The organism is Pseudomonas sp. Ag1 (assembly GCF_000278565.1).
In the GTDB taxonomy this organism is placed as follows: domain Bacteria; phylum Pseudomonadota; class Gammaproteobacteria; order Pseudomonadales; family Pseudomonadaceae; genus Aquipseudomonas.
The window spans coordinates 256,540-273,340 of record NZ_AKVH01000111.1 but is presented as its reverse complement, the minus strand read 5'-3'; the positions used below and the strand labels follow the sequence as shown (position 1 = coordinate 273,340).

Below are 16,801 nucleotides of genomic sequence, written 5' to 3'. Positions count from 1 at the left end.
CTCGAACAATTCATGGTCATCCTGAGAACGCTTCACGTCGCAGGAATGGGTGTTTAGCGGGGCACGTATGCTAGCATACCGCCCCCGCAGGATAGTGCCCAAGGGCGTTCTGCGGTGACGGCTTTCCTGCCGTCCGGGTCAGCTTACGTGATCCGATTCCCTGCCATTTTTCTCCGGGATACAGGTTTACGCAGATGAGCAAGACTTCTCTCGATAAGAGCAAGATCAAGTTCCTTCTTCTGGAAGGCGTCCACCCATCGGCCGTCGAAGTCCTGAAGGCCGCCGGGTACACCAGCATTGAGTACATCACCAGTTCTCTGCCGGAAGCCCAGCTCAAGGAAAAGATCGCCGACGCGCACTTTATCGGCATTCGCTCCCGCACTCAGCTGACCGAAGAGATCTTCGATCACGCCAAGAAGTTGGTAGCTGTCGGCTGTTTCTGCATCGGCACCAACCAGGTCGACCTCAACGCAGCGCGCGAGCGCGGCATCGCGGTGTTCAACGCACCGTACTCCAACACCCGCTCCGTTGCTGAGCTGGTATTGGCCGAGGCGATCCTGTTGCTGCGCGGTATTCCCGAGAAGAACGCTTCCTGCCACCGTGGCGGCTGGATCAAGAGCGCAGCCAACTCCTTCGAAATCCGCGGCAAGAAGCTGGGTATCGTCGGTTACGGCTCGATCGGCACGCAGTTGTCGGTATTGGCCGAAGGCCTGGGCATGCAGGTGTTCTTCTACGACACCCTGACCAAGCTGCCATTGGGCAACGCCACCCAGGTGTCGAGCCTGACCGAGCTGCTGGGCATGTCCGACATCGTGACCCTGCACGTACCGGAAACCGCTGAGACCCAGTGGATGATCGGCGAGAAGGAAATCCGCGCCATCAAGAAGGGCGGGATCCTGATCAACGCTGCACGCGGCACCGTGGTCGAGCTGGACGCCCTGGCCGACGCGATCAAGGACAAGCACCTGATCGGCGCCGCCATCGACGTGTTCCCGGTAGAGCCGCGCTCTAACGACGACATCTTCGAAAGCCCGCTGCGTGGCCTGGACAACGTGATCCTGACCCCGCACATCGGCGGTTCCACCGCAGAAGCCCAAGCCAACATCGGCCTGGAAGTGTCGGAGAAACTGGTCAAGTACAGCGACAACGGTACGTCGGTGTCCTCGGTCAACTTCCCGGAAGTGGCTCTGCCGGCGCACCCTGGCAAGCACCGTCTGCTGCACATCCACCAGAACATCCCTGGCGTGATGATGGAGATCAACAAGGTCTTCGCGGAAAACGGCATCAACATTTCCGGTCAGTTCCTGCAGACCAACGAGAAAGTCGGCTACGTGGTTATCGACGTAGACGCCGAGTATTCGGACCTGGCGCAAGAGAAGCTGCAGCACATCAACGGCACTATCCGTAGCCGCGTGTTGTTCTAATCGCTAAACGCGCATAAAAAAGGGAGACCCTCGGGTCTCCCTTTTTTTGTCTGAACAAATCTTACTTGACGTTAACCGTGATGACTTTCGAGGCTACAGTCGGGTTGAACTGCATGTGCAGTTTGTCGCCGGCTACCAGTTGCAGCGTGTGCTTGCCTGGGGTGAGGGTCAGCTCGGTTTCGGTCTGTGCCTTGCCGTAGTGGATCACGGTGTCGGTGGCCGGGATCGGCACGCTGGCATCCGGCAACTCTTTCTGGTCGATCAGCAGGTGGTGGTGGCCGGTGCCCGGGTCCTGGCTGGTGGCCGGAGCCAGTTTCAGGCCTTCCATGCCGAATTTCACGGTGAAGGTTTTATCGACGGTGGCGCCATCTTTGGGCGACACGATGAACACTTTGGCACCTTCTGGTGGAGCGCTGCGCGGGATGCCATCAGCAGCGGTCGCCAGCATCGAAGCGCCCAGCAATAGGCTGGCCAGGGTTGCACGGGTCAAAAAGGCTTTCATTCACTTCTCCAGTTTTTCCGGGAAATCTGTAGGGTTATGACAACTTCGCGACAAATTGCTGTCCAAGGCATTCAACACCATAGCAAAGCGAGCCTGAACAACGCTTCGCTCATTCGAATTCTTTAGGAGCGACCATGCGTTTCCTGCCTGGCCTGTTACTTTTACTGCCCCTTGCAAGTCCCTTGGCCCATGCCGAACTGATCGACGATGTATTTGACCGCGGGGAACTGCGCATCGCAATGGAAGCCAACACCCCGCCCTTCAACTTCAAGGAAGGCGACAAACTCACCGGTTTTGAAGTGGAGCTGGGTGAGTTGCTGGCCAAGGAAATGGACGTACGCCCCTCCTTTATCACCGTCGATGCCGCCGAGTTGCTGCCCGGCGTGGAAAGCGCCAAGTACGACGTGGCCATCAACCATATCGCTATGACTCCTGAACTGGCGGATCGTTTCGACTTCAGCGAGCCCTACAGCTACTCCAGCGCACAGCTGATCGTGCGCAAGCAGGAACAGCGCCCGTTGGGCAGCTTTGCGGCGCTCAAGGGCAAGGCGTTGGGCGTGGCCCAGGGCAGCCAGTTTGTGGAGCAGGCGCGCACCGCCGAGGGCGTTGATTTGCGCAGCTATGCCGATGCCAGGCAGCCGATCAAGGACGTTGCCGATCAACAGATCGATGCCGCCATCAGTGATCGGCTGCTGATTCCCTACGCGATTCGCGACAGCCAGCTGCCGGTGAAGGAAGGCGCAGACGTCGGCCCGACGCTGAGCCTGGCGATTCCGTTCCAGAAGGGTAACCCGGCGTTCAAGGCCAGCCTGGACAAGGCCCTGCAACGAGTGAAGGCCGATGGCCGGCTGGCGGCGTTGTCGGAGAAGTGGTTCGGGATGGATGCGAGCAAGCCGGTGAAAAAGGCCGAATAAACGACTCGGTCAATGTGGGAGCGGGCTTGCTCGCGAATGCGGTGGCTCGGCTTGAGCATCGGGTGACTGACACTGCGCTTTCGCGAGCAAGCCCGCTCCCACATGTTGATCTATGTCAGGCTTGAGCATTTTGCCAGGGCCGCTGCCGCTTCGGGCAATTCCAGCTCACTGAACACCAGCACCCCATGGCGCTTGAGCAAGGCCGACGTCACGCCTTCGCCGGTGACCTTCACGCCGGTGAAGGTACCGTCATAGGTCAGCAGATTGCCGCACGACGGGCTGTTGGCCTTGAGTACGGCGACGCGGATATTGTGACGCTGTACCAGCGCCAATGCCTGGCGGGCGCCATCAAGGAACGCTTCGCTGAAGTCTTCCCCCTGGGCCGTCAGCACCTGGGCGCGGCCTTCCCACACGTCAATCCCCTGCCCGCCCGGGATTTCGGCAGACGGCCGTGGCGTCGGCAAGCCACCCGCCACTTCCGGGCACACGGCAACCACCCGGCCTTCGGCCTGCCACGCGGCCAATTGATCGAAAGGCCCGCTGGCCCCTCCGTCGTAGCGTACCCGGTGCCCCAGCAGGCAGCGGCTGACCAGAATCCTTTGCATCATCAAAACGGCTCGTTGCCCCGCCGGCGAAACCAGCCGGTGAGGGACAGGCGTTCGCGGGTGGCGGGCATGACTTCATGGGGGATTTCCCCCGACAGGAATACCACCAGGCAACCGCCGGTGGGCACCACATCGTATTCGACGTCGCCCTTGAGGTACATGCGCAACTGGCCGCCATGTTCCGGCAGCCAGGCGTTGTTCAAGTAGATCACTGCCGACACCATGCGCCGGTCGTCATCGCGAAAACGGTCCACATGCTTGAGGTAAAACGCCCCCGGGGGGTACATCGCGAAGTGGCTTTCGAAGTCTTCCAGGCCCAGGAACAGGCCACGGTTCATCGCCACCCGCAGGCTGTCCATCAGCTCCAGGTAGTTATCGCAGGCCACCACCTCGCCCGGCTCCAGCCACTGGATATGGTCACCCCGGATGCCCTCGCGAATCTCCTGGGAAGGCCCCCGTCCGACCGCCGCGGGCGCCAATTCACCTTCGGCGGCGCGTTTTTGGCACTCAGCCGCCAGTTCGAGGGTCAGAGCCTCGGGCAGGAAGATATTCTGCTGCGACCAGCCTTGTGCGGCCAGGTCATCGACAATGCGTAACAGCAGCGGGTGATCGGAGGGTATGGGCATGGCGCGCATAGTATCCATACGCCTGTGAATCCGACAGAGCCGCCGAGCGTCTGAATACACTTTAGTCAGGTGACCGATAGGATTTCTCGACAAATCCTACGCCCGACACGGACAATAGTGGCCGACTGACAGGAGTCCATATGCGTCGTTTGTTTTTTTCCTTGCTGATGTTCTGCGTTTTGCCCGCCTGGGCAGACAGCCATGACCAGTTGTACAAGGTCGCCGGCTGGGCAGACCAGCGCGCGCATTTTAATGACGCCCTCAGTGCCGCCCAGCAACGCTACCGCAATAGCCTGCCGCCGGCGGTGTATCAGGCGCTGGTGGACAACAGCAATAAACGCTTCGCGCCCCAGTCGGTAGACCAGCGCGCCGAAGCGCAACTGCGCAAGAATTTGGCGGACCCTAAGCCGGCACTGGCCTTCTTCCAGTCGCCGCTGGGCCGCAAGATTGTCGCCGCCGAGTTGCTGGCCACCCGCCGCGATCAACTGGCGAAGAACGCCCAGGGCTTGCCGCACATGGAGGCCGATGCCACCCGCAGCCTGATCATCGGCCACCTGGCCCAGGCCTTGCCTGCGCGGGAAGCCGGGGCTGAAGTCAGCCTGGCGATTGCCGGCGTGGCGGCCGACAGCTTGAGCCAGATGATCCCCGGGCTGTTGGGCGGAGGCCAGGCGCAGGGCATGTTGAACGGCCAGCGTGAGCGCCTGATGCAGCAGATCGGCAATGATCTGAACAACACGCTGTTGTACGTCTACCGGGATTTGTCCGACCCGGAGCTGGAAGAGTTCGCGACGTTCGCGGAGTCGCCGGAGGGCAAGGCGTACTACAAGGCGGCACTGGCGGCGATTCGCGCCGGGCTGGCGGTCGGCCAAAGCACCTCGAGCCTGGCGCAGTAACCCTGTGGGAGCGGGCTTGCTCGCGAAGACGGTGTGCCAGTCACTGGTTATGCTAACTGATCGACCGCCTTCGCGAGCAAGCCCGCTCCCACATTTGGATTGCGTTATTTCAGGTGGTCGGTGAGAAACCCGAAGTATTGCTGCCGAATCTCCGGAATCTCATTCGCCAAGTGATGCCTGCCACGCGGCAGCATCAACACCTCCGGCTGGTCGAACTTGCTGCGCAGCACCTTCAGGTTGTGCTGCCAGTCCACCGTCATGTCTTCCTCACCCTGCACGATCAACGGCCGCCGCGTGCTGCGTGGCGCCGCTTCAACACGTTTGATCCAGCGCGCCAGGGCGCCCACCCAGGCAGTCGGCAACTGCCGTGGCTGCAACGGGTCGGCCTCCAGGAACGGCTTGAACTGCGGGTCGTTGGTGTTATCGCTGAAACGCCGGGCGATGCCTTTGACGAACGGCCGGAGCAGGTAATAACTGAGCTGCGACCAGCCCCAGGCGCGGGGCCGCACCAGCGGTGACAACAGGAACGTCTTGCCCTGGGCCGGGCTGTCGACGCCATGGCTAAGCAGGTGATCCACCACAATCGCGCCGCCGGTGCTTTGCCCGAACAAGTGCCACGGCTGCGGCAATTGCAGCGCCCTGGCCTGTTCAAACAACGCCTGCACCACGTCCTGGTACACCGCAAAGTCATCAATGCTGGCCCGCTCGCCGCTGGACAGGCCGTGGCCCGGCAAGTCGCAGGCGATCACCACAAAGCCCTGGTCCAGCGCCCAGTCCACGGCATGCCGGTACAGGCCCATATGGTCGTAGAAGCCATGGAACAGGAACATCGTCGCCACCGGCACCGGTGGCCACCACACCTGGCAGACCACGTCGAACCCATCCACCGCAAACCGCCCCAGGCGGCTTGTCGCGGGCACCTTGCGGGCAGCGAGGTCCAGGCCGTAGAAGCGCTGGTAGACCCGGGCCTCGGCTGAAAGCGGCTGCGCGTCCACCAGTGGGCGCAAGCTTTCACGTAGATGATCAGGGTCAAACGTAACGGGCATAAGAACTTCCAGACTGTGGCTTCAACGCATTGAACAGATGAATATCGAGCCGCGATATTCATCTGTCAGGGCAAGCATGGCAAGCTACGCGTCCTCCGAGGATTGATCCAAATGCGACAGCCCTACCGCACCACCCTCTTCGCCAGCCTGATCGTGATCATTTGCGCCGGCGTGTTGTGGGCGGCGTATGACTGGTTCCAGGGACGCTACCTGCGGGCATTCAGTGAACATACGGCGGTGTTTTCCGGTGACAGCCTGAGCCTGCCGGCCGAGCTTGCCGGCCCGGGCCCGATCCGCCTGGTGCACTTCTGGGACCCCGCCTGCCCGTGCAATGTCGGCAACCAGCAGCACCTTGGCGAGTTGATCGAGCAGTACGCCCCCCAGGGCGTGGAGTTCTATTCCCTGCAGAAAGCCGGCAGCCACGGGCAGTTGCCCGCCACCCTGGGCTCGATGAAGGCCCTCAAGGCCGTGCCCGGTGCCCAGCATCTGCCGGCCAGCCCTGCCGTGGGCATCTGGGACCGCAGCGGCAAGCTGGCGTATTTCGGGCCCTACAGCGAAGGGTTGACGTGTAACTCCAGCAACAGCTTTATCGAGCCGATCCTGCAAGCCCTCGAAGGCGGACGCGAGGTCAATGCGACCCACACCCTGGCGGTCGGCTGTTATTGCGAGTGGAACGGGGAAACGTCTCCACCCTGACTCGGCAAGCTGAACAGACGCTGTTCGTTCGACAAACTCGAACAACTGTATCGGCACGCTCCTGTATCGTAAGCAACGAGCCGTACAAGCAGACGACACGGGAACACATGAGCCAATTAACCATCATCCTCTGGATACTCAACGTCATCGTTGATACGTCCGGCCAGTTGGCGTTCAAAGCCGCAGCCTCAGCCAGCGCCGAGCATGACGGCATGGCCCACTGGCGCCATATGCTCAAGCGTCCGTGGATCTGGCTGGGCATCATCTGCTATGTGTTCGAATTCGTGCTGTGGCTGGCCTTCCTGACACTGGTGCCGTTGTCGGTCGGGGTGATGCTGGGCTCCATCAATATTGTCGTGATCATGATTGCCGGGCGTTTCCTGTTCAAGGAAAGCCTGAGCAAATGGCGGTTGATCGGCATCATGCTGATCGCCTGTGGCGTGACCGTCGTGGGGTTCGAGTAATGAAACGGTTTTATATCCTGGGTTTTCTGTCGCTGATCATTTTCGATACCTTGGCGCAGGTCAGTTTCAAGTTCGCCTCGATTCATGCCGAACCGCTGACGATGGACGCCGCCTGGTTGATCCGCGTGTTCGGTGCGCCATGGATCTACGGCGCATTCGTGGGCTACATCGGCGCGTTTTTCACCTGGATGACGCTGTTGAAATACGCCCCGGTGGGCCCGGCGTTTGCGGCCTCCCACCTGGAGCTGATCAGCGTGACGCTGATCTCCGTCTGGCTGTTCAACGACACCCTTACCCTGCCCAAAATCGTCGGTGGCGCGCTGATTATCGCGGGCATACTGTGCCTGGCGCGCAGCGAAGACAAAGAAAGCAAGACCGTCGAGGCCGAACCCTCGCAGACGCTGGCGTCATGACGCCCGTTGTCAGCCAGCGGGAGATTCCGCCAACGGCGGGGCTTCCCCTGCGCTGGCAGGACTTGTTCAACCGCTCGGGCGACCTGGCCCGCGACCTGGCCCGACAGCTCGACATCCCGCTGCCGGCCCTGCCCTGCTCCGGCACCGCCGCGCTGATCATGGCGCTGCGGGTGTTGCAGCAGCGCACGCCGGGGCGCACCGAGCTTATCGTGCCGGCCTATACCTGCCCGCTGGTGGCCCTGGCGGCCCATCACTGCCCGCCTTTGCGCGTGGTGGCGTGCGATCTGCAGCCCGGCAGCATCGACCTGGACGAACACCAGCTGGCGCAGCTGTGCAACCAAAACACCTTGGCGATCGTCGTCACTCACCTGGCCGGGCGTGTGGCGGATGTGGAGGCTGCCAAGCGCATTGCCGAGCCACTCGGCATTGCGGTGATCGAAGACGCCGCCCAAGCCATGGGCGCACTGGATGATGGAAAAAGCGTCGGACTGAAAGGCGACATCGGCTTTTTCAGCATGGCGCTGGGCAAAGGCCTGACGACGGCTGAAGGCGGTGTGTTGTTCAGCCGGGATCCGGCGCTGCATCAGGCGTTGCACCAGCAATGCCGGCAGGACTTGCCCTTCAGCCTGCGCTGGGAAGTGCAACGCAGCGCCGAGCTGTGGGGCTATGCCGCGGCGTATCAGCCCCGCGGGCTGAAGTACGTGTACGGCAAGCCGCTGCGGGCGGCGTTGGCGCGGGGCGATGAAGTGGCGGCGGTAGGCGACGACTTTTCCGTCAACGATATTCCGTTGCACCGCCTCGGCGGCTATCGCCAGAAGGTCGGCGCCGCAGCCCTGGCCCGCTTGCCCGAGCATTTGCAGCAAGGCCGCCTGCGGGCCTTGCGTCGCGTGGCGCAGCTGAGCAGCTTGCCCGGCGTGTCGGTGTTGACCGACAGCCCGGGCCAGCAAGGCACCTGGCCGTTCCTGATGGTGGTGATGCCCAGCGCACAAACCCGCGATACCGCGATGGCGCAGCTGTGGACGGCAGGCCTGGGCGTCACCCGCCTGTTCATCCACGTATTGCCGGGCTACCCGGCACTCACCCCGCTGTTACAGCAAGGCGCCGATATCCCCCGCGCGCAAAGCTTCGCCGCCCAGACACTGTCGATCAGCAACAGCCACTGGCTGACGGACGAGCTGTTCGAGCAAGTGCTGGATCATCTGCGGCGGATTCTCAAACGCTAGGCCCAGCTTTGATCGATACGGGTCAACAAGCGCGCATTCAACTCATTCTGCTGCTGTTGCCAGATCACCACCTGGTTCTCCGGCAGCTCTTCCTGGCCATCCGACGCACTCAGCCAGCGCTTGAACTTGCTCTGGTAGTGGTAGGCGGACACGTCGCCGGTAATGTCCGCGCCAATAATGCTGCCGTGGCAGGCGTCGATCAGCGCATTCAAATGCCTCTCCAGAAACTCGCCCTGGTCCCAATTGGTATTCACCACCTGCGGGCTCAGCACGTCTTTGTCGATGGAGAGATACACCGGCAGCGAAGGGTCGAGCTGCGCCAGGAACGCGCTCATCAACTCGTCCGCGCTGGTGAATGCACGATTGCTGCGGCCTGCGCCGATCCAGTTCAACCAACGGGTATCGACGTTGGTGTTCCAGTAGGTCAGCTTGCGTTTCACCAGCGGCGACCAGTGATTCTCCCAGGCGTGCTTGAGGGAAATGTCCGGCGAGCCAATGCCCAGCACGTGAACGTGCTCGACCTGCGGCAGGCGGCTGGCCCAGTAGACCCAAGACCCACAATGGATACCAAACGGATAACGCATGTTGTCCGGGTGGTTATCGCAAATGATCAACTGGATCTTTTGCTGGGAGGGAAGACGGTTCAACAACAGCTGGCTGAGGTGGTGATAATCACCGCTGCCGGTAAACACACAGCCGTAATCGCTGGGCATCTGCGCGTGCAGGGCGCTCTCCAGCTCCTTGAACTGCGCCCAGCGGCAGCCGAAACGGATTTTCTCCTGCCAGGCTTGCAACGGCAGGGTAAGGGCGCCGGGAATGTTATTCACGGCCCCGTCAAAATCGAGGATCAATGCGGGACGGGCCTGGCTCATGCGGTTTGCTCCTGCTGCCACTGCGTATCGCTTTCAAAATGGTGCCGGAAACGGTTCATCACTTTGCGCAGCAGCGGGTTCCTCACCCACACCAGATGGCGGGTAAACGTGAACTTGGCGCCGAGGCTGGACTTGACCTGTGGGTCGGTCCACCCCGCGACATAAAACTGCAGGCCCTTTTCCAGGGCGAACTCCAGGTTCACAAACCAGCTGACGAAGTACAGGTTGTGCTCCAGCGCCAGCGGGTAGTTCAGGCCGATGTACTTGTCGAGCAACTTGCCGTCTTGCTGGTAGCACAGGTTATAGCCAACCAGTTCGTCTTCGTCCCAGTAGCAGAACACATGCCCGCCGCTGTCGGCATCGGTGAGCAACTGGATGAAGAATTCGGGCGTGAGCAAGTCGAAGTGGATTTCGCTCTGTGCGTACACCGCCTTGTACAGCCGATACAGTTCCTGCTGCCATTGCTCATCGCTGAAGCGGGCATCGCCGGTGTCCAGGGTCTCGATGCGCAGCTCATCGCGGCTGCGCAACTTGCGGCGGATATTGCGGCGACGGCTGTGGGACAACCGCGACAGATACTCATCGGTCGAGCTGAAGTCGATCGGTACATAGGCCAGCGCCTGGCCCTTTACATTGATGAATCCGCGCTGGGTGCAGGCCTCGATCAACGCGTGTGCGTAGCGATTGTCCTCAACGCTGAGCAGCGGAGAATCCAGCGGCACATCCTTGACGATGGTGAGCTTGCGTTGCGGTGCACATTCCTCTTGCAGCCATCGCGCCATGTCCTGTGGCGGTACGTTCAGCGGGAACGGGGAATATTCGCTGACCGTGGTGCCGATAAAACAGGTGTCGATATGCAGCCATGACTGCCACAAACGGTACCCGGGCCAACTGCGCAGGCGGGCACGCAGCTCATCGTCTGCGGTGGTTTGCAGGTCGAACCGGGTGAAAAAGTACGGCAGTCCCTGTGCTGACAGCTGGGCAGTGAAACCCACCGGCGGGTATCGCAAAAAATTGCTGATCAGCGATGGCGTTTCCATGCAGCAGGCATAAGGCACCTGTGCACGGCTGGGATCTGTCATAAATTGCATTCCGAAAGTGATAGCAAAGGCGCGCCCGGATGACGGGGTGAATCATCGCGCCGCTGGTTTCATGTAACAGAGTAAACATAATACTCCGCCTACCCGCGGCCCACTTCAGAACCCCCACTTCATGCAGCTCAGGTTCAGGGAGCACGAACCCGAGAGCATTTTCCGCAGCGCTCGCCAAACCCACTAAACTGCCCGAATCTTCACGGTGACCGACTAATAAGGGACAACCCATGAAACGCATCCTGACCGCGCTGGCCATCCTGCTCGCAGCCCTTATGGTTGGCGCCGGCTGGTACGTGTACAGCAAGCAGCCGACTCGCCAGGGCACGGTGGAGCTGGCCCACCTGCAAGGCTCGGTCACCGTGCGCTACGACGACCGAGGCGTGCCGCATATCCGCGCCGAGAATGAGACCGACCTGTACCGCGCCCTCGGCTACGTGCATGCCCAGGACCGGTTGTTCCAGATGGAGATCATGCGGCGCCTGTCCCGTGGCGAGCTGGCCGAGGTGCTGGGGCCCAAATTGCTGGAAACCGACAAACTGTTCCGCAGCCTGCGCATTCGCGAGCGCGCCTTGAGCTACGTCGAACACATGGACCATGAGTCTGCGTCCTGGAAGGCCCTGCAAGCCTACCTGGACGGGGTCAACCAGTATCAGGACAGCCACGCCAAACCCATGGAGTTCGACGTACTGGGCATCCCCAAGCGTCCGTTTACCGCCGAAGACACCATCAGCGTCGCCGGCTACCTGGCCTACAGCTTTGCCGCCGCCTTTCGTACCGAACCCTTGCTGACCTACGTCCGCGATCAACTGGGCAACGATTACCTGAAGGTCTTCGACCTCGATTGGCAACCCAAGGGCGCACTGAACCTGGCAGCCGGTGACTGGAAAGACCTCGGCGCCATCGCCCAGTTGAGCGAACAGGCCATGGCCGACAACGGCCTGCCGCAGTTCGAAGGCAGCAACGCCTGGGCCATCAGCGGCAGCCGCACCAAGAGCGGCAAGCCGTTGCTGGCGGGTGACCCGCATATCCGCTTCTCGGTGCCATCGGTGTGGTACGAGGCGCAGCTGTCAGCGCCGGGCTTCGAGCTTTACGGTTATCACAACGCGCTGGTGCCGGTGGCGTTCCTGGGCCACAACAAGGATTTCGGCTGGAGCCTGACCATGTTCCAGAACGATGACCTCGACCTGATCGCCGAGAAGGTCAACCCGGACAACCCCAACCAGGTCTGGTACCACGACAAGTGGGTGGATATGACCAGCAGCGAGCAACAGATCGCGGTCAAGGGCCAGGACCCGGTGACCATGACCCTGCGCACCTCGCCCCACGGCCCGATCATCAATGACGTGCTCGGCGAAAACGCCGGCAAGACGCCGATTGCCATGTGGTGGGCATTCCTGGATACCGAAAATCCGATCCTCGACGGTTTCTATCAGCTCAACCGTGCCGATACCCTCGCCAAAGCGCGTGCGGCGGCGGCCAAGGTCCAGGCGCCTGGCTTGAACATCGTATGGGCCAATGCCAAGGGCGATATCGGTTGGTGGGCGGCAGCGCAATTGCCGATCCGCCCGGCCGGGGTCAACCCGGGCTTTATCCTCGACGGCAGTACCGCCCAGGCGGACAAGCTCGGTTTCTACCCATTCAGCGCCAACCCCCAGGAAGAAAACCCGGCCCGCGGTTATGTGGTGTCCGCCAATGCCCAGCCCGCGTCACCCACCGGCATGCCGATCCCCGGGTATTACAACCTGGCGGACCGTGGCCAGCAGTTGAACGCGCAACTGAGCGACAACAGCGTGAAATGGGACGTGGAAAACAGCCAGGCCTTGCAGCTCGGCACCACCACCGCCTACGGCCCACGGCTGCTGGCACCGCTGCTGCCGGTGCTGCGTGAGGTGGTCAAGGACCCGGCGCAGTTGAAGCTGGTGGAGCAACTGGCAGCCTGGAAAGGCGATTACCCGCTGGACTCCACCAGTGCCACGCTGTTCAACCAGTTCCTGTTCAACCTCACTGACGCAGCGTTCCACCCGAAACTGGGCGATGGGATGTTCAAGACCTTGCTCACCACCCGGGTAGTGGACGCAGCCTTGCCGCGCCTGGCCGCTTCAGCGGATTCGCCGTGGTGGGATGGCCACCGCGCCGAGACCGTCAAGCTTGCCTGGGACAACAGCCTGCAACACCTCAAGGCGACCTTTGGTGACGACCCATCGCAGTGGCAATGGGGCAAGGCCCACACCCTGACCCACGGCCATCCACTGGGCTCGCAGAAGCCGTTGGACAAGATCGTCAACGTGGGCCCGTTTGCCGCTCCCGGCACCCATGAAGTGCCCAACAACCAATCCGCACAGATCGGCCCGGCGCCGTGGCCGGTGACGTACGGGCCGTCGACCCGGCGCCTGATTGATTTCGCCGATGCCGCACATGGGCTGACCATCAACCCGGTCGGGCAGAGTGGTGTGCCGTTCGACAAGCACTATTCCGATCAGGCGGAAACGTACATCGAAGGCGGGTATGAGCAGGCGCATTTCAATGATGAGGAAGTGACGGCGAATACTCGTAGTACGCTCAAGCTGTTGCCGGCCCGGACACCGCAATAACTGAAGAAACAAAAAACCAATGTGGGAGCGGGCTTGCTCGCGAATGCGGTGGATCAGTCAATACATCTGGTGACTGACACTCCGCATTCGCGAGCAAGCCCGCTCCCACATTTTGATCTGCGTTGTTGCTTCTAGCGGGTACGCAGCCGCCCCGGCGCCTCACCGTAGGTTTCCTTGAATTTCTTGCTGAACGCCGCCTGGGATTGATACCCCGCCCGAGCGGCAATATCCGTCAGGCTCAGCCGCGACTGATGCAGCAGGTTGAACGCCAGCTCCATGCGCAACTGCGTCAGCAACACCCACGGCGACACGCCCGCCACTTTGACAAACCCACGCATGAAGGTCGCCCGGGACATCGACGCGGCGCTGGCCAGGCTGTCGATGGTCCACTCATGCCCAGGATCCGCCAGCATCGCCTGCCAGGCCTTGCCCAGGCGTTTGTCGGTCAACAAGGCAAAGGTGCCCGCCACCGGCGCTTGCTGCGTCAGCCATGCCCGCAGGATCAGGGTGAACAACGCCGACGACAGCGCATCAATGAAAAACCGCGCCCCCAGCCGCTGCCCGTCCGCCTCGCTGCGCAGCAGTGCGATCAATGCCGCCAACTGTCCATCGGCCTGCCACTGCCGGCTGGACACCACCAGGTAGTCCGGCAACGCACTGAACAGCAACGACTGGCGGTTGTAGCGAAAGCTGCCGCAGAGCATGTCCACGTCCGGCTGCTCACCGCCCAGGCGATGGATCGGCAGCAAGCCGCCTTCGATCACGGTCTGCGCCACCGGCTTTACCCGCGCGCCCTGGCTGCGCACCAGGTGCGTCGCGCCACCGGGCATCAACAGGATGTCGCCCTCCTCCAACGTCACCTGCTGCCCGCCGGACAATTCGGCGCGGCAGGTGCCCGCCAGCACAATGTGATACGGCGCCACGCCCATCGGCTCGGGCTCGTGGTCCATGGCCCAGGCGCCCTGGAACTGGCAACGCAAGTCCAGGCTGCCCCGCAGGTTGGCCAACGCGATGAGGGTGTCGATGGAGTTCATTTGCGAGCATCGGTCAAAAAGGTGAGTGGATCGAACAAAAGCGCCAAACCTGAACCGCGCACACTGGCTTCACACCCAACCCGTTCAGGAGTTAACACGATGTTCAATAACTGGTCCGACTTGCTGCCTACCGTGAAGAAAGCCTTTGGCGCGCTGGGCAAGAGCAACCCGAAGATGGTCAAAGCCTACATGGCGCTGGGGGAAGCAGCCGAGGAAAATGACGTCCTCGATGCCAAGACCCGCGAGCTGATTTCCATCGCCGTGGCCATCACCACCCGCTGTGACGGCTGCATCGGCGTGCATGCCGACGCGGCGATCAAGGCCGGCGCCACCCGCGAAGAAGTGGCCGCGACCCTGGCCACCGCGATCTCGCTGAATGCCGGCGCGGCGTATATCTACTCGCTGCGCGCCCTGGAAGCCTATGACACGCTCAAACCGGCGCCGCAAAATTAAGCCGGAATTGTTGCGGCGTCACGCCCAGCCGGCGATTGAACACACTGCGCATGTGCTGGGCATCGCGAAAGCCGCATTGATACGCCACGGTCTTGAGCGGTGCGTGGGTGCTTTCGAGCATCACCCGCGCCGCATCCACCCGCGCCCGCTCGACGAACTCCGCCGGAGTGATCTGCGCTTCCCGGGCAAATACCCGCGAGAAGTTGCGCGCGCTCATGTTGGCGGCTTTGGCCAGGTCGGCGATGGTCAGGTCGCCCGTCAGGTTGGCCAATACATACAGCTGCACCAGCGCCACCGCCGAGGTGGCTTGCGCGTGGGGTGTCAGGAACGGGCTGAACTGCGACTGCCCGCCGGAACGCTGGGTGAACACCACCAGGCGCTTGGCCACGCTGAGGGCGACTTCCGGGCCGTGGTCCTGGGCCAGCAGGTACAGCGACAGGTCGATGCCCGCCGTCACCCCGGCCGAGGTGTAGAGGTTGCCGTCCTGCACATAGAGGCGGTCGGCTTCGACCTGGGCCGATGGGCATAAGGCGGCCAGATCGGCAGCGTCGCCCCAGTGGGTGGTGACGGTGCGCCCGTCCAGCAACCCGGCGCGGGCGAGCATAAAGGCACCGTTGCAGATGGAGCCGAAGCGCCGGGCTCGCGCACTGGCGTCACGCAGCCATTGATTGAACACCGGGCCGAAATCCTCGAAGGGCAGCTGCGGCCCGCCGGCCATCAACAGCAAGTCGTAAGGCTCGAGGGCCTCGCTGAAATGCCGGTGTGCCTGCAACGACAAGCCGTTGGAACAGGCCATGTTGCCGTGCCCCAGGCCAATCACCTCCAGCTGGTAATGCGCCTCGGGCGGCAGAAAACGGTTGGCCTCGCAGAACACATCCAGGGGCCCGGTCACGTCCAGTGACTGGACGCCGGGGAAGATCAGGATGGCGACGGTTTTGCCCATGAGCAGGAACACCTTTTTCTAACTGAATAAACACAACCCTCGTAGGAGCTGGCTTGCCGGCGATGCAGACACCTCGGTGTAGCAGGTATACCGAGGTGATGCTATCGCAGGCAAGCCAGCTCCTACATTTGATCGCGCATAGCCTTGGCGCGATATCGCGGCACATTGGCCGGGATCGCATCCTCGCCGCGATGGCCCCTTCGCGGGCGCGCGACCAGACTGGACTCATCGGCGCCAACCCCGGCGCTTTCTTGAGGAGAACGACCATGAGCACCACCATCGCCGGCATCAAGATCCCGGACAGCGCCCTGGCCAAGGCCACCACCGAATACATCCGCGACATCGAATCCGACCTGCTCTACCACCACTCCCGCCGGGTGTTCCTGTTCGGCGCATTGAGCGGCGAGCGCCAGCAGTTGGCCTATAACCCGGAGTTGCTGTACGTCGGCGCGATGTTCCACGACCTGGGCCTGGTGGAAGGTCACCGCAGTGACGACGAACGCTTTGAAGTGGACGGCGCCAACGCGGCGGCGGACTTTCTCAAGCCTTACGGGTTGAGCGATGACGACATCGAACAGGTGTGGTTGTCCATCGCCCTGCACACCACACCGGGGGTGCCCAAGCACTTGCGTCCAACCGTGGCGCTGGTGACCGCGGGCGTGGAAATGGATGTGCTGGGAATGGAGTACGCGGCGTTTACCAGCGTGCAGCGCGAAGCGGTGGTGCATGCGCATCCACGGGGTGAAGGATTCAAGGAGTGCATCATCTGCGCGTTTGCCGACGGCCTGCGCCATCGTCCGCAGACCACGTTTGGCAACGTGAAGACCGATGTGCTGGTGGATCAGGAGCCGGGGTTCAAGCCGATGAATTTCGTCGAGGTGATTCGCAAGTCGCCTTGGACTGCTTAACCCGAATTGGAATGCAATCAAAATGTGGGAGCGGGCTTGCTCGCGAAGGCAGTGGATCAGTCAATACATCCGGTGACTGACACTGCGCTTTCGCGAGCAA

18 protein-coding genes are annotated in these 16,801 nt (G+C 61.9%); 10 read left to right on the top strand and 8 right to left on the bottom strand.

Features of this window, described 5'->3' with window-relative positions; genetic code table 11:
- The first annotated feature begins 194 nt into the window (after positions 1 to 194).
- Positions 195 to 1,424 carry a phosphoglycerate dehydrogenase gene (serA, locus tag A462_RS03485; RefSeq protein WP_003213846.1) on the top strand — a complete coding sequence of 410 codons (1,230 nt, stop codon included), beginning with the start codon at positions 195 to 197 and terminating at the stop codon, positions 1,422 to 1,424.
- Positions 1,425 to 1,485: 61 nt separating this feature from the next.
- Here serA and A462_RS03490 read toward each other — a convergent pair whose 3' ends face one another.
- Positions 1,486 to 1,926 carry a DUF4399 domain-containing protein gene (locus tag A462_RS03490; RefSeq protein ID WP_003213848.1) on the bottom strand — a complete coding sequence of 147 codons (441 nt, stop codon included), beginning with the start codon at positions 1,924 to 1,926 and terminating at the stop codon, positions 1,486 to 1,488.
- Positions 1,927 to 2,060: 134 nt separating this feature from the next.
- Here A462_RS03490 and A462_RS03495 point away from each other — a divergent pair, with 134 nt between their 5' ends.
- Positions 2,061 to 2,840 carry a transporter substrate-binding domain-containing protein gene (locus A462_RS03495; RefSeq protein ID WP_003213851.1) on the top strand — a complete coding sequence of 260 codons (780 nt, stop codon included), beginning with the start codon at positions 2,061 to 2,063 and terminating at the stop codon, positions 2,838 to 2,840.
- A 110-nt stretch (positions 2,841 to 2,950) separates the two neighbouring features.
- Here the strand turns inward: A462_RS03495 and A462_RS03500 are convergent, their stop codons facing one another.
- The gene (locus A462_RS03500) at positions 2,951 to 3,445 is read right to left on the bottom strand and encodes a DUF523 domain-containing protein (RefSeq protein ID WP_032899845.1); all 495 of its coding nucleotides are present in this window, start codon (positions 3,443 to 3,445) and stop codon (positions 2,951 to 2,953) included.
- A 2-nt stretch (positions 3,446 to 3,447) separates the two neighbouring features.
- Positions 3,448 to 4,080, bottom strand: coding sequence for a 2OG-Fe(II) oxygenase (locus tag A462_RS03505; RefSeq protein ID WP_003213854.1), 633 nt, complete (start codon positions 4,078 to 4,080; stop codon positions 3,448 to 3,450).
- 131 nt (positions 4,081 to 4,211) lie between these two features.
- Here A462_RS03505 and A462_RS03510 point away from each other — a divergent pair, with 131 nt between their 5' ends.
- Positions 4,212 to 4,964 carry a DUF2059 domain-containing protein gene (locus A462_RS03510; protein ID WP_008438922.1) on the top strand — a complete coding sequence of 251 codons (753 nt, stop codon included), beginning with the start codon at positions 4,212 to 4,214 and terminating at the stop codon, positions 4,962 to 4,964.
- A gap of 104 nt (positions 4,965 to 5,068) precedes the next feature.
- Here A462_RS03510 and A462_RS03515 read toward each other — a convergent pair whose 3' ends face one another.
- Positions 5,069 to 6,010 carry an alpha/beta hydrolase gene (locus A462_RS03515; protein ID WP_008438921.1) on the bottom strand — a complete coding sequence of 314 codons (942 nt, stop codon included), beginning with the start codon at positions 6,008 to 6,010 and terminating at the stop codon, positions 5,069 to 5,071.
- Between the two features lie 111 nt (positions 6,011 to 6,121).
- Here A462_RS03515 and A462_RS03520 point away from each other — a divergent pair, with 111 nt between their 5' ends.
- The 4 genes from A462_RS03520 (at position 6,122) to A462_RS03535 (ending at position 8,806) form a co-directional block, all read left to right on the top strand.
- Positions 6,122 to 6,706 (top strand): DUF6436 domain-containing protein, encoded by a 585-nt coding sequence (locus A462_RS03520; RefSeq protein ID WP_003213861.1) that lies wholly within the window; start codon positions 6,122 to 6,124, stop codon positions 6,704 to 6,706.
- Between the two features lie 107 nt (positions 6,707 to 6,813).
- Positions 6,814 to 7,170, top strand: coding sequence for an EamA family transporter (locus A462_RS03525; protein WP_003213864.1), 357 nt, complete (start codon positions 6,814 to 6,816; stop codon positions 7,168 to 7,170).
- Entirely contained in the window at positions 7,170 to 7,583 is a 414-nt protein-coding gene (locus A462_RS03530) for a DMT family transporter (RefSeq protein ID WP_008438917.1), read from the top strand. The genes A462_RS03525 and A462_RS03530 overlap by 1 nt, the downstream gene beginning before the upstream one ends.
- The gene (locus A462_RS03535; protein ID WP_008438915.1) at positions 7,580 to 8,806 is read left to right on the top strand and encodes a DegT/DnrJ/EryC1/StrS family aminotransferase; all 1,227 of its coding nucleotides are present in this window, start codon (positions 7,580 to 7,582) and stop codon (positions 8,804 to 8,806) included. The genes A462_RS03530 and A462_RS03535 overlap by 4 nt, the downstream gene beginning before the upstream one ends.
- On the opposite strand, the gene A462_RS03540 is transcribed toward A462_RS03535, so the two are convergent.
- A complete protein-coding gene (locus A462_RS03540) occupies positions 8,803 to 9,678 on the bottom strand; it encodes a hypothetical protein (protein WP_008438914.1) in 876 nt (291 codons plus the stop codon). The genes A462_RS03535 and A462_RS03540 overlap by 4 nt on opposite strands.
- Positions 9,675 to 10,760: a GNAT family N-acetyltransferase gene (locus tag A462_RS03545; RefSeq protein ID WP_008438913.1), complete on the bottom strand. Its 1,086-nt coding sequence runs from the start codon at positions 10,758 to 10,760 to the stop codon at positions 9,675 to 9,677. The genes A462_RS03540 and A462_RS03545 overlap by 4 nt, the downstream gene beginning before the upstream one ends.
- Before the next feature lie 239 nt (positions 10,761 to 10,999).
- Between A462_RS03545 and A462_RS03550 the strand changes: the two genes are divergently transcribed.
- The gene (locus A462_RS03550; protein WP_008438912.1) at positions 11,000 to 13,363 is read left to right on the top strand and encodes a penicillin acylase family protein; all 2,364 of its coding nucleotides are present in this window, start codon (positions 11,000 to 11,002) and stop codon (positions 13,361 to 13,363) included.
- A 131-nt stretch (positions 13,364 to 13,494) separates the two neighbouring features.
- Here A462_RS03550 and A462_RS03555 read toward each other — a convergent pair whose 3' ends face one another.
- Positions 13,495 to 14,397, bottom strand: a complete 903-nt coding sequence (locus A462_RS03555; protein ID WP_008438911.1) for an AraC family transcriptional regulator — start codon at positions 14,395 to 14,397, stop codon at positions 13,495 to 13,497.
- Between the two features lie 99 nt (positions 14,398 to 14,496).
- Between A462_RS03555 and A462_RS03560 the strand changes: the two genes are divergently transcribed.
- Positions 14,497 to 14,850 carry a carboxymuconolactone decarboxylase family protein gene (locus A462_RS03560; protein ID WP_008438910.1) on the top strand — a complete coding sequence of 118 codons (354 nt, stop codon included), beginning with the start codon at positions 14,497 to 14,499 and terminating at the stop codon, positions 14,848 to 14,850.
- Here A462_RS03560 and A462_RS03565 read toward each other — a convergent pair.
- Positions 14,828 to 15,793, bottom strand: a complete 966-nt coding sequence (locus tag A462_RS03565) for a GlxA family transcriptional regulator (protein ID WP_003213876.1) — start codon at positions 15,791 to 15,793, stop codon at positions 14,828 to 14,830. The genes A462_RS03560 and A462_RS03565 overlap by 23 nt on opposite strands.
- 266 nt (positions 15,794 to 16,059) lie before the next feature.
- Between A462_RS03565 and A462_RS03570 the strand changes: the two genes are divergently transcribed.
- A complete protein-coding gene (locus tag A462_RS03570; protein WP_003213877.1) occupies positions 16,060 to 16,701 on the top strand; it encodes an HD domain-containing protein in 642 nt (213 codons plus the stop codon).
- Positions 16,702 to 16,801 lie beyond the last annotated feature (100 nt).